The sequence below is a fragment of the Fusobacterium mortiferum ATCC 9817 genome (assembly GCF_000158195.2).
Taxonomy (GTDB): domain Bacteria; phylum Fusobacteriota; class Fusobacteriia; order Fusobacteriales; family Fusobacteriaceae; genus Fusobacterium_A; species Fusobacterium_A mortiferum.
Genome location: NZ_GL987994.1, coordinates 322,104 through 338,451, shown reverse-complemented (window position 1 = coordinate 338,451; position 16,348 = coordinate 322,104). Strand labels below are relative to the sequence as shown.

Below are 16,348 nucleotides of genomic sequence, written 5' to 3'. Positions count from 1 at the left end.
ATATATCAAACTATTAATTAAATAATTATCTCTTTATTTTTTAGATATTCTATCACATTTTTAACCTCTTTTCAAATTCTCACTTTCGAAATAATTTGTTATAAAACTGATATAAAAATTCTAAACTTACTATTTTGATAAAAAAATACATTTTAAAAATTTATAAAAATTTTTTTTAAAAATCTATTGACATGTTAGTATAAAAGTGGTATTATTCAAACATCGAAAGAAGATATACAAAATATATTAAATTTAATGGAGTGATTTATTTTGTTAATAAAAAGAAAAAAACTTATTTTTATCTCTTTTTTCTTTCTAATTATCATACTATTTCTACTCTCTCATCTTAAAACTGCATATCTCCTTGAAATAAATGATTTAACTAATAAAAAAGTATATACCTATAAGTTAGAAGACAACACTTTTTCCTTAGGTTATACTCATTCTGTAATGAAAACAGAGGCTGAAGAATTTTTTGTGGTAGATGATGATAAGATGAGATTAATAAAAACAGAGTACAGCTCTTATGGAGTTGGATTACCTTTTCTTCCTGAAGAGGGAAGCTTAGAGATAAAAGATGGAAAGATGATATTAAAAACAGATAGAAGTTTTAAAAATATCAATATGGTTATATCTCCTATTGCAAAACATTACTTAAGAGTAAATGGTAAAAAATATAGTTTATCTGATGATATACTTGGAAATAAACCTACAAAAATATCAATAACTATTAAATAAATATATAAAATTCAAAAGGGGGAGAGTTATGAACAAAACTGATACTACAAAGGACAACATCAACAATGTTGATGAATTACTAGCAAAATATGACAAAGGTTCTAGATTTAGAGTGCTGTCTGGATTTCAAGGAAAAGTAATCTGGATATTACTATTTTGCTTTACTGTATTCCAACTATATTACTCTATAAGAGGGGGGATTGATGCTCAAATTGCTCGTTCTATTCACTTAGCTTTTGGATTGACAGCAGTATTTTTTCTCTATCCTACTAGCTCAAAGATGGATAAATATAGTCTTCATCCATTAGATTGTATACTTGGATTACTAGCTGGAGCTTGTTGCTTATATGTGGTCATTTTCTTTAAAGATATTGTAATGAGACAAGGTCTTATAAATGGAGTTGATATGGTAGTCGGTGGAATTGCAATTCTTTTAGTTTTAGAAGCTGCTAGAAGAGTTATAGGTTTACCTATGGTTATTATATCTATTGCTTTCATCATATACGCTTTAGTTGGAAGAAGTATTCCTGGGGCTTTAGGACATAGAGGTGTAAATCTTTCTGGGCTAGTTCAACACCTTTTCTATACTACAGAGGGAATAATGGGATTACCTATTCAAGTTTCTTCTACATTTATATTTATGTTTTTACTGTTTGGAGCTTATCTTGAAAAAACTGGAATGGGAGAATTTTTTATAGATTTAGCTAACTCTATATCTGGAAGTTCTCCAGGTGGACCAGCTAAGGTAGCAGTTATCTCAAGTGCTTGTATGGGTACTCTTTCTGGAAGTTCTGTTGCCAATGTTGTTGGAACAGGAAGCTTTACAATTCCTATGATGAAAAGATTAGGTTATGAAGGAGAGTTTGCTGGAGCTGTTGAAGCTACTGCATCTACTGGTGGACAACTTATGCCACCTATAATGGGAGCCGCTGCTTTCCTACTTGCTGAAATTACAGGAACACCTTATTCTAAAGTTATATTAGCTGCTGCTATTCCAGCTGTTTTATACTATTTAGGAGTATTTATTGGAGTTCATTTTGAAGCTAAAAAATTAGGATTAAAAGGATTACCTAAAGAAGATATTCCAAAATTTTCTAAAGTTATGAAAGCCAGAGGTCAATTAATCATACCAATCTTTGCAGTAATCGGATTATTAAGTAGTGGTTGGTCTCCTATCTATGCTGCTCTTGGAGCTGTTGCTTCTACTATACTTTGTGCAGCTATTAAAAAAGAGACTAGATTATCATTTAGAGATATATTAGAGGGAATGGTACAAGGAGCTAAAAGTGCTCTAACTGTTATTGCTGCTTGTGCTTGTGCTGGAATTATTACAGGTGTTGTTACTAAAACAGGGTTAGGATTAAAAGTTGGTTCTATCTTAGTTGGAGTAGCTAATGGAAATTTGATGTTGACTCTATTATTTACTATGATTACTTCATTAATTTTAGGTATAGGAGTTCCTACTACAGCTAACTATGTCATAACTTCTACTATTGCTGCCCCAGCTATATTACTTATTCATGATGCTACTGGGATACCAATAGTTCCAGTGTTAGCTGCTCATCTATTTGTTTTCTATTTTGGTATCATAGCTGATGTCACTCCACCTGTATGTCTTGCTGCTGTTGCTGCTGCTGGAGTTGCTAAGTCAGAACCTATGAAGACAGGATTACAAGCAACTAGATTAGCTATTGGAGCTTTCTTAATACCATATATGTTTGTTTTAAGTCCAGAGTTAATTATGATTAATCCAGGAATAACTGTTATTCCAAAAATTATTACAGCTATTATTGGTATAACTTGTGTATCTGTAGGATTGACAGGATATTTTAAAACTAATATGAATATGCTTGAAAGAATTTTCCTAATAATTGCTGGAGTTTTAACATTAGAGCCAGGTTTCTTAACTGACATCATAGGAATTGTAATTATTGTAGTAGTTTATATTTATCAAAGTAAAAAATCAAAATTAAATTAGGAGGGATTTGTTATGAAAAAAGTATTAGCTTTATTAGCAATGGTTGTAGGATTAGGAGCTTGTGGTGGAGAACAAACTACTTATATCAACATAGGTACTGGGGGAACAGCTGGAACTTATTATCCTTTAGGAGGAGCTTTTGCTGAAATTTGGAACTCTAATATAAAAGGAGTAAATGCTACTGCTGAATCTACTGGAGCTTCTGTTGCCAACGTAAATATGTTGGAAAAGGGAGATATAGATGTTGCTATTATTCAAAATGACGTTGCATCTTATGCTGAAAATGGAGTAGAATTATTTGAAAAGAAAATAGAAAATATAAGAGGAATGGCTACTTTATATAGTGAGCCTATCCAATGTATCACAACTGATGATAGTATCAATTCAATAGAAGATTTAAGAGGTAAAAAAGTTGCTATTGGAGCTATTGGAAGTGGAGTTTATTGTAATGCTGTACAAATATTAGAGGCAGCTGGAATAGGAGAGAAAGATTATAAACCTCAATACCTATCTTTTGCTGAAGCTGCTACTGGCTTAAGAGATAAGCAAATTGATGCTGCTTTCTTAGTTGCAGGAGTTCCTACATCAGCAATTGTTGACTTAGCTACTCAAAGAGATGTTAAAGTTGTTAATATAGATGAAGACTTAGCAAATAAATTAAAAGAAAAATACTCTTACTACACTGATTATAAAATCAAAGGTGGAACTTATAGTACTCAAAAAGAAGATGCACAAACACTAACAGTTCAATCTATGCTTGTAGTAAGCTCTAAATTATCTGAAGATATGGTTTATAATATGTTAAAATCTATGTATGCTAATAGTGATAGAATAAAAGCTGCTCATAAAGTAGGAGAATTTATAAAAGATGATACAGGATTAGAAGGTATGAGTATTAAATTACACCCAGGTGCTGAAAAATATTTCTCAGAAAAAGGTATTAAATAATATATAAAAATCCAGAGAAAATACTAAGAAAATAAAAAGAGCAAGTTAGTGAATTAAATTAAACTTGCTCTTTATTTTTTATTTATTATCAAAAAATTTATTAGTATTTATAAAAAATACTTCCACCTATAAACTCTTTCAAGATAGAGTCATCTGGAACTAAATCAGCTTTTATATCTACAAAACAATATAAAAATCTCATTATTCTCTTTGCTTCATCATAATATGGACTATTTGGACTTATTTTAATAAGCTCTCTCAAAGCATAACTTTTTAATATTCCCAATTCATATACAAGATTACTATTAAACAGTGCATCTGCTTCCTCTTGATAAGGGAAAATATGTTTTTCTTCTCCTCTTCTTACAGAAGCCCACATTGCTAGAGTTCCCTCTCCTTTCTCCTCTCTTGAAAGGCTATCTCTAACTAATCTTCTTATCTCTCTCACATCACTTGTAGATATTCTATTATGCTTATCTATATTCAATTGAGTTAGACAACTAATGTATATTTTAAATTTGTTTTCTCTAGGAATTTCAGAAGTAAGCCTTTCATTTAACCCATGTATTCCCTCTATTATAATTATTCCATTTTTCTCTGGAACTTTCATCATATTTCCTACTTTTTCTCTTTCACCTGTAATAAAGTTATATTCAGGTATCTCTACCTCTTTTCCATCTATCAACTCTTTTAAATTTTGGTTTAAAAGTTTTAAATCAAGAGCTTCTATTGTTTCAAAATCCTTTTGTCCATTTTCATCTAAAGGAACGTTAGCTCTTCCTATATAATAGTTATCCAGTGATATTACTATTGGATTTATCCCATTAGCCCTTAAATGAATATATAGCCTTTTACTGAATGTTGTTTTACCAGATGACGATGGTCCTGCTATCGTAACCAATTTTATCTTATCATTTTTAGATATTTGCTCTGCTATTTTAGCTATTTCTTTATGATGTAGAGCTTCGTTTACTCTTATTAATTCCCCTATCTCCTTATGTAAAACTTTTTCATTTAGACTTCCTAAAGTATCTACTCCCAGTATTTGATTCCATCTTCCTGCATCATCAAATACTTTTGCTAACTTAGGAGTATCTATTTTAGGTGGTAATACTTTTTCCTCTGTAAGTGGATATTTTAAAATAAATCCATTATTATATTTTGTTAGTTCAAATAAATCTACATCTCCAGTAAATTTATATGGTCTTTCATAAACATAGTCATGATATCCATCTATTGCATATTCCATTATACTTGTCCAACCACTATTATCCAAAAGTTTTCTTACATCTTCTCTTTCTATCTCGCTGCTTCTAGCTTTTAATTCTTCATTATTATTACTAATTAATTCTATTGGATAATTTTTTTCTATTATCTCTTTCATCTTATTAGAAATTTTTTCTACATCTTCTTCAGTTAGAGAAAACTTTTCTATATAACCATATACACCATTATTTAAGGAGTTATCTATGATTACCTTTCTATTTGGAAATAGATCATTTACTGCTTTTAAAAGTATTAATTTTAATGTTGTTGAATATTTTTTTGTTTTAATCTTTACCATCTTTTCCACCTCAATCTACTTTTAGTCTAATTTTTATTTTTAATCCTAATTATTCTATCAATATTATACTACATTTCAAAAAAAATTAATAGACACCACTAGTCTTATTTTAGATTTTATGCTATACTATCTATCGTAATGTCTTTTTGAAGACTATATGAAATATAGGAGGGTATTATGAAAATCATTATTATTGGTGGTGTTGCTGCTGGAATGTCAGCTGCAGCTAAAGCTAGTAGAATAGATAAGAATGCTGAAATTGTTATCTATGAAAAAACTGAAATCGTTTCATGGGGAGCTTGTGGACTTCCTTATTATGTTGGAAACTTCTATGAAGATCCAAACAACATGATTGCTAGACCTGTTGAAAAATTTATTGAAGCAGGAATGAATATCAAAATCAAGCATGAAGTTATTGGTATTGATATTGAGAAAAAAGAGATTACTATTAAAAACTTAGTAACTGGGGAAATTTTTAAAGATAACTATGACAAACTTATGGTGGCAACAGGAGCTCATGCTATTATGCCTCCAATAAAAAATCTTTCTGCAAAGGGAGTTTATACTCTAAAGGATTATACTGATGGTATAATTTTAAAAGAAGAGATGATGAAAGAGGAAATCCAAGATATTATAGTTGTTGGAGCTGGGTATATTGGTATTGAAGTTGTAGAAGCAGCTAAACACTTAGGAAAAAGAAGCGTTAGACTTATACAATTAGGAGAAAGAGTTCTTCTTGAAAGTTTTGATAAAGAGATTACTGATGTTATGGAAGAAGAAATCAGAGCTCATGAAGGTGTAGAGTTACATCTTGAAGAGGCAGTTCAAGAGATAATAGAAAAAGATGGAAAAGTTGTTGGTATCAAAACTAACAAAGGAGAATACAAAGCTGATTTAGTTGTTATCTCTACTGGAGTTAGACCTAATACAGCTTTCTTAAAAGAAACTGGCATTGAGATGTTACCAAATGGTGCTCTTGTTATAGATGAATTTGGAAAAACAAGTATAGACTCTATCTATTCAGCTGGAGATTGTGCAACTGTTTACCATAGAGTAAGAAAGGAAAATGTATATATTCCTCTTGCTACTACTGCTAATAAAATCGGTAGAATTGTAGGAGAAAACCTTGCTGGTAAAAATACTCCATTTGCTGGAACTCTTGGTTCTGCTGCTATAAAAGTTTTAGATGTAGAAGCTGGTAGAACAGGAATTACTGAAAATGAAGCTATCAAAATGGGAATCAATTACAAAACTGTATTTGTAAAAGATAAAAACCAAACAAATTACTATCCAGGAAGAGAGGATATTTTTGTTAAATTAATATATAATGCTGATACAAGAGTTTTATTAGGAGCGCAAATAGCTGGTAAAAAAGGAGCAGTTTTAAGAGTTGACTCTTTAGCTACTGCTATCTATTCAGAGCTTACCGTTGATGAAATTGGAATGATGGATTTCTGTTATGCTCCACCATTTGCTAGAACTTGGGACGTTATGAACGTTGCTGGAAATGTTGCTAAATAAATTTAATATATAAAATAAAGGAGAGATATCTTTAACATGAACAATGTATTTTTTCAACAATTTTTAATGATTAGTGATGTAAAAACTATTATTTTCTTAATAGCTTTAATTGCTATTATTATGGTTATCAATAGATTACCTAAACAAAAATTTAACTTTTCTGCTAAAGTAATGACTGCTACTGTTATAGGTTTAATTTTAGGACTAGTTATACAATTTGTTGCTGGATTCCCTAATGATCCTATGGAACTTACATTTGTAAGAGAAACAACTCTTTGGTATAGTTTATTAGGTAGTGGATTTATATCTTTAGTTAGAATGCTTGTTATTCCATTAGTTATGGTATCTATTATCCACGTTATCATCAATATGAAAGAAGATGCAAATCTTGGTTCTTTAGTTAAGAGAACTCTTGTTGTCTCTTTAGTTATGGTTGCTGTTGCTGTTGCTGTTGGACTAGCTCTTGGAATTATCTTCAAAGTTGGAAAAGTTGATACTGTAAATACTGTAGTAGCTCAAGGTGGAAAACAAATTAGAGAGGTAAAAAATATCGTAGATACATTAAAGGCTCTAATTCCTTCTAACCCAGTAGAAGCAATGGTTAACTTAAATATCGTTGGATTAGTAATTTTCTCTTCAATAGTTGGAGTAGCTGCTAAGAGAATGTCTAAAAAATATATGGATATAGTAAAGCCTTTCTTCGATTTAATAAATGCTTTACAAAAAATCATCGTATCTATGGCTATGAGTATCATCAAATGGATGCCAGCTGCAGTTGTTCCTCTACTTGCTAATACAATAGCTCAAAAAGGAGTTCATGCAATAGCTGAAGTTGGAAAATTCATAGTTGTATTATACTTAGCTGTAGCTATTATGTTTATTATCCAAATGATAGCTGTTTCTCTATTTGGATTAAATCCATTTACTTATGTAAAAAAATCAACTTCATTATTAATTCTTGCTTTTACATCAAGATCAAGTGTTGGTTGTCTACCTGTTACTATATCTACATTAACTAATAAACTTGGAGTTACTGAATCAACTGCAAGTTTTGTAGGAAGTTTTGGTACAACTGCTGGAATGCAAGGTTGTGCTGGTGTTTTCCCAGCTTTAACTATAGTTTTCGTTACTCATATGAGTGGAAACAGTGTTGATATGACTCTATTTGCAATGGCTGTAATTGTTGTAGCTATTAGTTCTCTAGGTATTGCAGGAATTCCTGGTACTGCTACAATGGCTGCTTCAGTTGGATTATCTGGAACAGGACTTGCTGCTCTATTCCCTATGATTAATCCTATACTAGCTATCGACCCTATTATAGATATGCCTAGAACTATGTTAAATGTTATCGGTTCTGTTACTAATGCTTTAATAGTTGATAAGAGCTTAGGACAAATAGATTTAAATACTTATTCAAATCCTTTAGCAGGAAATGAATCTACATCTTCTGAGATGGAATAATAATTTTATTATAATATAAAAAACCTCAAGAATAACTTATTAATCTCTGTTATTCTTGAGGTTTTTTAATTACACTATTTTATATCTTAAATTTAAACCCCTTATAAGATTTTATTTCTCTACAAATCCTAACTCTTCAGCTAGATGGCAAGCATAGAAGTGACCTTCTCCTACCTCTCTTAAAGCAGGCTCTTGCTGTCTACAAATATCTTTTGCATAAACACATCTTTTTGCAAATCTACATCCTTTATCTGGATTAATTGGAGAAGTAATCTCCCCTTGAAGTTTTATTCTCTCCATTTTTTTCTTTACACTTGGTACTGGTATAGCCGATAAAAGTGCTTTTGTATATGGGTGAATTGGGTTTTTGAAAAGCATCTTAGATGGTGCTTTTTCAACTAATTGTCCAAGATACATTACAGCTATATCATCAGAGAAGTGTTTTACAACTGATAAGTCATGTGTTATGAACATATATGTAAGTCCAAACTCTTCTTGTAGATCTTTCATTAGGTTTAGAACTTGAGCTTGAATTGATACGTCAAGAGCTGATACTGGCTCATCACAAACTATAAATTTAGGTTTTAATGCTAATGCTCTAGCTATACCTATTCTTTGTCTTCTTCCTCCATCTAGCTCATGCGGATAAGTATTCATAAGTCTTTCACTAAGCCCAACTGTATCCATAAGCTCTTTTACTCTAGCTTCTAATTCTTCTTTTGATTTACACATTTTATGTATAATTAATGGCTCAGCAATTATCTCACTTACTGTCATTCTTGGGTTAAGAGAAGCAAATGGGTCTTGGAAAATAATTTGCATCTTTTTTCTCATCTCTCTCATTTGCTCTTTTGAGTAGTTTCTGATGTTTTCTCCTTCAAATAGTATCTCTCCATCTGTTGCCTCAAGAAGTCTTAAGATAACTCTTCCTGTTGTAGATTTTCCACAACCAGACTCTCCAACTACTCCTAGAGTTTTTCCTTCACAAATAGTAAAGTTGATATCATCTACTGCATGTAAAAGTCCTTTAGGAGTATTAAAATATTTCTTTAGATTTTTTACTTCTAATAATACTTTGTTTTCCATTATTATTTTTCCTCCCCTATCTCTTTTACTTTTCCTTCACAAATAAGGCATCTTACTTTATGTCCTTTCTCTATTTCAGTAACTTTTGGTTGCTCTTTTGAGCAAAGTTCTGTAGCATGTGGACATCTAGGGTGGAATTTACATCCTGATGGTAAGTTAGTAGGGTCTGGCATAAGTCCTTGTATTGGTTTTAATCTATCGCACTCTTCATCAAGGCTAGGAATAGAACCAAATAATCCATGAGTATATGGGTGTTTAGGATTTTCAAATACATCTACTAAGCTACCTGCTTCTACAATCTCTCCAGCATACATAATAGCTACCTTATCACATACTTGAGCAACTACTCCAAGGTCATGTGTTATAAGTATCATAGCAGTTTTAAATTTCTCTTTTAAATCATTCATAAGATCTAGTACTTGAGCTTGAATAGTAACATCTAGAGCAGTTGTCGGCTCGTCAGCTATTAAAAGTTTTGGGTTACAAGCCAAGGCAATAGCTATAACAACCCTTTGTTTCATTCCTCCAGAGAATTGATGTGGAAAGTCATTAGCTCTTGCACCAGGTATTCCAACTAACTCTAACATCTCTTTTGCTTTTTCAAAAGATTTTTCTTTTCCTAATTGCTCATGTATCTCTATAACCTCAGCAATTTGCTCTCCTACTGTCATAACTGGGTTTAACGATGTCATAGGGTCTTGGAAAATCATAGAGATTTTATTTCCTCTGATTTTTCTCATCTCTTCTTCATGTAATGAAAGTAAATCTTTACCTTCAAAAGTTATTTTCCCACTTAATATTTTTCCAGGTGGGTTAGGAACTAACCCCATTATCCCTAGAGCAGTTGTAGTTTTTCCTGCTCCAGTCTCTCCAACTAGTCCTATTGTTTCTCCTTCTGCTAACTCTATTTCTAATCCATTTACAGCAGATACTACTTCATCTTCAGTAACATACTGTATAGTTAAATCTTTTATCTCTAATAAATTACTCATTGACACTTCCTCCTAAATTAACTACTGTTTCAATCTTGGGTCTAAGGCATCTCTCAATCCATCTCCTAATAGGTTAAGAGAAAGAATTGTTATCATTATAGCTACTCCTGGGAATGTTGTTACCCACCAAGCATATCTTAGGTATTGTCTACCTCCAGATAGCATAGAACCCCACTCAGGTGCTGGTGGTTGAATTCCTAGTCCGATAAAGCTTAGTCCCGCTGTTGATAAGATTGCACTTGCTACTCCTAATGTAGCTTGTACAATAACAGGAGCTAAAGAGTTAGGAATTATATGTCTAAAAATTATTCTTGTATTACTTGCTCCAATAGCTTTAGCTGCTTCTATAAACTCTTGGTCTCTAATAGAAAGTACTGAAGCTCTAACTATTCTAGCATAACTAGGTACACTTGAAATACTAATAGCTAACATAAGGTTGATAATACTTGGTCCTAAAGCTGAAACTATTGCTATTGCAAGTAAGATACTTGGTACTGCTAGGAAAATATCCATAATTCTCATTATAGTATTATCTAATTTTCCACCATAATATCCAGCTACTGCTCCTAAAATTCCTCCAATAACTATTGATATTCCAACAGCCACAATACCTACTTGTAATGATACTCTTGTTCCATGTACAAGTCTTGCAAATATATCTCTACCAAACTCATCTGTTCCAAGCCAGTGTGCTGCACTTGGTCCTTGTAATCTATGAGCTAGATTTTGTTTTATAACTACATTATCATAATTGGCTATAACATCAGCAAATACAGCAAGTAAGACAAGAATAATTAAAATAATTAGTCCTAAAACAGCCATCTTATTTCTTTTTAATCTTCTCCATACCTCTACCCACTGACTTCTCTTTTTATTTGAAGTATTTGTATTCGACATTATTTTTCCCCCTTATTACTTATATTGAGATTTAATTCTAGGGTCAACATAAGCATATAATATATCTACCAATAAGTTTACAACACTGAATGCTGCAGCTAAGAAAACAACAGCTGCTAATACAGTAGGTGTATCTTTTTGTCTAATTGCATCTACCATCAATCTTCCTACACCTGGCCAAGAGTATACTGACTCAGTAAGTACAGCTCCTCCTAATAGATGTCCAAATTGTAATCCTACAACTGTAATGATAGGAATAAGAGCATTTTTAAGAGCATGTTTATTGATAACAACTTTTTCTGCTACCCCTTTAGCTCTAGCTGTTCTGATATAGTCTTGTCTTATTACCTCTAGCATAGATGAACGAGTCATTCTTGTAATAATAGCTGCTGAACCAACTCCTAAGGTTACTGCTGGTAGAATAATACTCTTCAAGCCATCAAATCCTCCAGATGGTAGCCATCCTAATTTTACAGAGAAAGTTAAGATTAACATAAGTCCTAACCAGAATACTGGCATAGAAACTCCTAAAAGAGCTATTACCATACTAAAGCTATCTAAGAAAGAGTATTGTCTAGTAGCTGAAATTATACCTATTGGTATACCAATACATACAGATATTATGATACCAATTACTGCTAATATAAGAGTATTTGGGAATCTAACAAATATCTCTCCAAATACTTCTCTTCCAGTAGTATATGATCTTCCAAAATCTCCCATAATTGCATTTTTAACAAATCTAAAATACTGCATAAAGAATGGATCATTTAATCCCATCTCTTCTCTTAATTTTAATACAGCTTCTTTTGGTGCATTTTCCCCTAATATTAACTGTGCTGGATCTCCAGGTGTTAACGACATTATAGCGAAAACTAATAATGATACTCCTAATAATACAGGAATAAGTAGTAAAATTCTTTTTAATACATACTTGTGCATATTCATTTTGACACTCTACATTTTAGGTGTCCTCTCCTTTCCTTTTAAATTTTAATTTACATAAAAAGGCTGTATCAATTAAGACACAGCCTATTAATAACTTTTTAGATTAATTTGTTTTAAATTTTACTCCATAAAGTCTGTGATGTCCCGCTGGTTTAAGTTTGAAGTTTTCTATATTTTTTTGCAGTGCTGCGTTTTGTGATTTATATGCAGTTACATAGTATGGAACCTCTTCTTGAGCTATAATTTGAACCTCTTTATATAACTCTTTTCTTTCCTCTTGGTTTATAGATACTCTAGCTTTTGATAATAGTTCATCCACTTTTGGATTGTGATAAAATGCTCTATTTCCAGCTCCACCAAAGCTTGATGAGTGAAGTAATGGATATAATCCATAGTCAGCATCTCCAGTTACAGTTACCCAACCTAACATAAATAACTCATGGTCTCCTCTAGCTGTACCGTCTAAATATGCTCCCCACTCAAGAGTTTCAACAGCTAGGTCTATTCCAATCTCTTTTAATTGAGCTTGAAGTATTATAGCTATATCTCTTCTTTCAACATTTTCATTTATCCAGATTTTTGCTTTAAATCCATTTGGATATCCAGCTTCTGCTAATAGTTGTTTAGCCTTTTCTACATTATACTCCCAAGCCTTAGCCTCAGTAGTATACCCAAATACTTTTGGTCCAATTAGTGAGTTTGCTTTCTCTCCTGAACCTTTGTATACAGCTGTTATAAAATCATCCGCATTGATAGCAGTAGCTATTGCTTGTCTTACTTTTACATTATCAAATGGTGCTTTTCTTGTATTGAATCCAATGTAGTCAATTCCAAAAGATGGTTCTTCTAAGAATACGATTGAATCATCATTTCTTAATTTTTCTCTATCTAACCCTTCTATATCATAAGCTAAATCTAATTCTCCAGTTTCTATTCCAATAGTTCTATTAGATGCTTCGGTAACTGGTCTGAATACTACATTTTTTATAGGAGTTACTCCTAAGAAGTAATCAGGATTAGCTTCTAGAGTAATTTTATCTCCTGATTGCCAAGATACAAACTTATAAGGTCCTGTTCCTACTGGATGTTGTCCATAAGAATCTCCTGCTGCTTTTACAGCTTTCTCACTCATTATAGCTGCTGTTGGGTGAGTTAAGTGGTTTAATAGAGCTCCAAAAGGCTCACTTGTTATTATTTTTACTGTATAATCATCTATTACTTCTATTTTATCCACAGTTCCTATGATATGAGATACTTGAGGTGATGCCTTCATTCTATCTAAAGAAAATTTTACATCTGAAGCTTTTAACTCATCTCCATTATGAAATTTAATTCCCTTTTTTAAATGAAATATAGTAGTCATTCCATCTGGTTGCTCCCAAGACTCAGCAAGGCTTGGTACTATATTCATATTATCATCCTGCTCTACAAGTCTATCATAGATTTGTACTGTTACTCTTGAACTTGGTGCGTCATTAGTTGCATGTGGGTCTAATGATTTCGCATCAGCTCCATTTGCTACTACTAATGTATCTTTTACTCCACCTTTTTTAGCTGTTTCTTCCTTACTTCCACCACAAGAAACAAATAAGAAAATTGACAGCAGTGCTGCTACAAGTAAATAAAATTTCCTTCTCATACTAAACTTCCTCCTACTTTCTACTTTCTCTACCTTTTTAAATTCCATTTTTTTGAAAAAATTTTTTCAATATACATATTTTTTTAGAGTATTAACAAAGATTTGTACTTTTATAATACTCTTTTCATTATTCTGTACTATTTCTTTCAAAATATGAAATATTTCTCTCTCATACATAAAAATTTACTACAATATCCACAATTTGTCAAATTAATGATATTTATTGTTTGTATAAAAAAAATTAATACAATGAATAAATACTTATTTTAGTTGATGTTTCTATAATATTATACTATTTTTTTAAGATTATTTTTTTATAAAAAAATTGAGTTCAAAAAGTTTTTGAACTCAATTATCATAATTATATTATACTAAAAGATTTACTAAGCAAAGTGCTCCTATAAAAATTAAAGTAATATTTAATTTTTTAAAATCTCCTGTAATTAAGTGTATTAGAATATAACTTAAAAATCCTAAGCTTAATCCTGTACTAATACTGTAAGTAAGTGGCATCATTACAATTATTATAAAACAAGGGAATAGAGTTTTTAAATCTCCAAAATCTAAGTCTTTTACTTGCTTAAACATATACACTCCTACTATTACAAGAGCAGATGCAGTAGCATATCCTGGTACTACAGCTACTAATGGAGAAAATAATAGTGCAAATAAAAATAGTAACCCTGTTACAACTGAAGCTAATCCTGTCTTAGCCCCTACTGCTACTCCTGCCGCAGATTCAACATAAGTTGTTACTGTACTTGTACCTAAAACTGAACCAATAATTGTAGAGAAAACATCTGTGTAAAGCATTCTTCCAAAGCCTTGAATTTTTCCATCCTTATCAATAATTCCTGCCTGTCTTGAACAAGAGATTAATGTTCCTAATGTATCAAATAGATCAACAAACATGAACGAAAATATAGGTCCTATTAGTGATAGTTTAAAAGCACCAACTATATCTAATTTTCCTGCTATTGGTGCTATACTTGGTGGAAGAGATACCACTTTTTCTGGAAGTGCTATATTTCCTGTTATAAATCCTAATATTGTAGTGATAACTATTCCTATTAACATACCACCTTTAACTTGCTTTATCTCTAAAACAATTGCTACAACAAGACCTATTATTCCTAAAATTGTAGTAATTTTCATCTCTCCAAGTCCTACTATTGTAGCTGGATTAGCTGCAACTAATCCCATATTAATTAATCCTATAAATGTAATAAACAGTCCTATTCCTCCACCTACTGCTATCTTCAATGGCATAGGAATAGCATAAGCTATCTTCTCTCTAATTCCACCTAAAGATAGTATAAAGAAAAATACTCCTGACATAAATACAATACCTAATGAAGTTTCCCAAGATAGACCTCTTCCTAATACAAGTGTAAATGTAAAGAAAGCATTTAGTCCCATACCTGGTGCTAAAGCAAATGGTGCATTTGCCCAAACTCCAGAAATAATAGTTGCTAGTGCTGATGTTAAACAAGTAACTGTAATTAAAGCTCCCTTGTCCATTCCTGTCATTCCTAAAATTGAAGGGTTAACAAAGATGATGTAAGACATAGCTAAAAACGTAGTAAGTCCTCCTATTACCTCTTGTTTTACTGTACTTCCTCTTTCAGAAATCTTATACAGCCTTTCTAACATTCCTGTGTTTTCCATTTTTTCCTCCTATATAAATTTTATTTAGATAACCTTTGAATATACTCTTTAGGAATAGGTAAATCTATCTCTATACCATATTTCTCTATTTTTAAATAATGAGAGAATAGATACATCATCTTTTCTTTACCTTTTCCATATTTACTATCCCCTATTATAGGATTTCCCATAGAAGCTAATTGAACTCTTAGCTGATGAGTTCTTCCACTTCCTAATGTCCCTTCTAGTAATGTACAATTTTTTCCATACTCTACAACTTTAAAAAAGCTTAAACTCTCTTTAGCTCCCTCTTCGTATTGTTCTAACTCTACAACTTTATCTTCTAGTTTTTTCAAATAACTCTTTATTTGAAACTCTCTTCTCTTAACTTTTCCTTCAACTAAGATATAGTATTTTTTATCTACTTTTCTCTCTCTAATCTCCTCTGATAATTCTCTTGTTACAACTAAACTTTTAGCTCCTACAACAAGACCTGAAGTAGCTTTATCAATTCTATTTACAAAGTTAAAGTTAGGATTATTTAGATACTCTTTTAATATTTCAGAAACTCCATATTCATGTCCGCTCCCTTTATGCATAACCATATTAGCTTTTTTATTTAGTATCAAAACTCTATCATCTTCATAAACAATATATTTTTTTATTTTTTCAAACTTTTCACTATTTATTTTATTTATATTGTTATTTTTGTCACATTCCTTACTTTCTACCACAAAGAATAATTTTACCACATCATTTAACTGAAGTCTATAGTTTTCTTTAGATTTTTTTCCATTAACTTTTATTTTTCCTACTCTAATACATTTAAAAATCTCAGTTAATGCCATATCTGGTAACTTTTTTCTTAAAAATTTGTCTAACCTTACATCTTCATACTCTTTATCTATTAGATATTCCATATCTCTCCT

The 16,348-nt window shown here is 31.4% G+C and carries 13 protein-coding genes; 5 read left to right on the top strand and 8 right to left on the bottom strand.

The window, feature by feature from the left end; translation table 11 throughout:
• Positions 1-270 precede the first annotated feature (270 nt).
• The 3 genes from FMAG_RS13440 to FMAG_RS11255 are packed head-to-tail and all read left to right on the top strand — an operon-like array spanning position 271 to position 3,664.
• Entirely contained in the window at positions 271-738 is a 468-nt protein-coding gene (locus tag FMAG_RS13440) for a DUF1850 domain-containing protein (protein WP_005886781.1), read from the top strand.
• Positions 739-766: 28 nt separating this feature from the next.
• The gene (locus FMAG_RS11260; RefSeq protein ID WP_005886779.1) at positions 767-2,716 is read left to right on the top strand and encodes a TRAP transporter permease; all 1,950 of its coding nucleotides are present in this window, start codon (positions 767-769) and stop codon (positions 2,714-2,716) included.
• A gap of 12 nt (positions 2,717-2,728) precedes the next feature.
• A complete protein-coding gene (locus FMAG_RS11255) occupies positions 2,729-3,664 on the top strand; it encodes a TAXI family TRAP transporter solute-binding subunit (RefSeq protein WP_005886777.1) in 936 nt (311 codons plus the stop codon).
• A gap of 100 nt (positions 3,665-3,764) precedes the next feature.
• On the opposite strand, the gene FMAG_RS11250 is transcribed toward FMAG_RS11255, so the two are convergent.
• Positions 3,765-5,228, bottom strand: coding sequence for a uridine kinase family protein (locus FMAG_RS11250; protein ID WP_005886775.1), 1,464 nt, complete (start codon positions 5,226-5,228; stop codon positions 3,765-3,767).
• A 177-nt stretch (positions 5,229-5,405) separates the two neighbouring features.
• On the opposite strand from FMAG_RS11250, the gene FMAG_RS11245 reads away from it, so the two are divergent.
• Together FMAG_RS11245 and FMAG_RS11240 are read left to right on the top strand one after the other, a co-directional pair.
• A complete protein-coding gene (locus FMAG_RS11245) occupies positions 5,406-6,749 on the top strand; it encodes a CoA-disulfide reductase (RefSeq protein WP_005886773.1) in 1,344 nt (447 codons plus the stop codon).
• Between the two features lie 36 nt (positions 6,750-6,785).
• A complete protein-coding gene (locus FMAG_RS11240) occupies positions 6,786-8,210 on the top strand; it encodes a cation:dicarboxylate symporter family transporter (protein ID WP_005886771.1) in 1,425 nt (474 codons plus the stop codon).
• 111 nt (positions 8,211-8,321) lie between these two features.
• On the opposite strand, the gene FMAG_RS11235 is transcribed toward FMAG_RS11240, so the two are convergent.
• From FMAG_RS11235 to FMAG_RS11205, 7 genes are all read right to left on the bottom strand, one after another.
• Complete coding sequence (locus tag FMAG_RS11235; RefSeq protein ID WP_005886770.1) at positions 8,322-9,296, bottom strand: ABC transporter ATP-binding protein; 975 nt, start codon at positions 9,294-9,296, stop codon at positions 8,322-8,324.
• A 2-nt stretch (positions 9,297-9,298) separates the two neighbouring features.
• Complete coding sequence (locus FMAG_RS11230; protein WP_106991865.1) at positions 9,299-10,294, bottom strand: ABC transporter ATP-binding protein; 996 nt, start codon at positions 10,292-10,294, stop codon at positions 9,299-9,301.
• Positions 10,295-10,309: 15 nt separating this feature from the next.
• Positions 10,310-11,185, bottom strand: coding sequence for a nickel transporter permease (gene nikC, locus FMAG_RS11225; RefSeq protein ID WP_005886766.1), 876 nt, complete (start codon positions 11,183-11,185; stop codon positions 10,310-10,312).
• 15 nt (positions 11,186-11,200) lie between these two features.
• Positions 11,201-12,127, bottom strand: coding sequence for a nickel ABC transporter permease (gene nikB, locus FMAG_RS11220; RefSeq protein WP_040494217.1), 927 nt, complete (start codon positions 12,125-12,127; stop codon positions 11,201-11,203).
• A 109-nt stretch (positions 12,128-12,236) separates the two neighbouring features.
• Positions 12,237-13,772, bottom strand: a complete 1,536-nt coding sequence (locus FMAG_RS11215) for a glutathione ABC transporter substrate-binding protein (RefSeq protein WP_005886761.1) — start codon at positions 13,770-13,772, stop codon at positions 12,237-12,239.
• A 366-nt stretch (positions 13,773-14,138) separates the two neighbouring features.
• Positions 14,139-15,440 carry an NCS2 family permease gene (locus FMAG_RS11210; RefSeq protein ID WP_005886759.1) on the bottom strand — a complete coding sequence of 434 codons (1,302 nt, stop codon included), beginning with the start codon at positions 15,438-15,440 and terminating at the stop codon, positions 14,139-14,141.
• A 20-nt stretch (positions 15,441-15,460) separates the two neighbouring features.
• Positions 15,461-16,339 carry an RluA family pseudouridine synthase gene (locus FMAG_RS11205; protein ID WP_005886757.1) on the bottom strand — a complete coding sequence of 293 codons (879 nt, stop codon included), beginning with the start codon at positions 16,337-16,339 and terminating at the stop codon, positions 15,461-15,463.
• Positions 16,340-16,348: the final 9 nt, after the last annotated feature.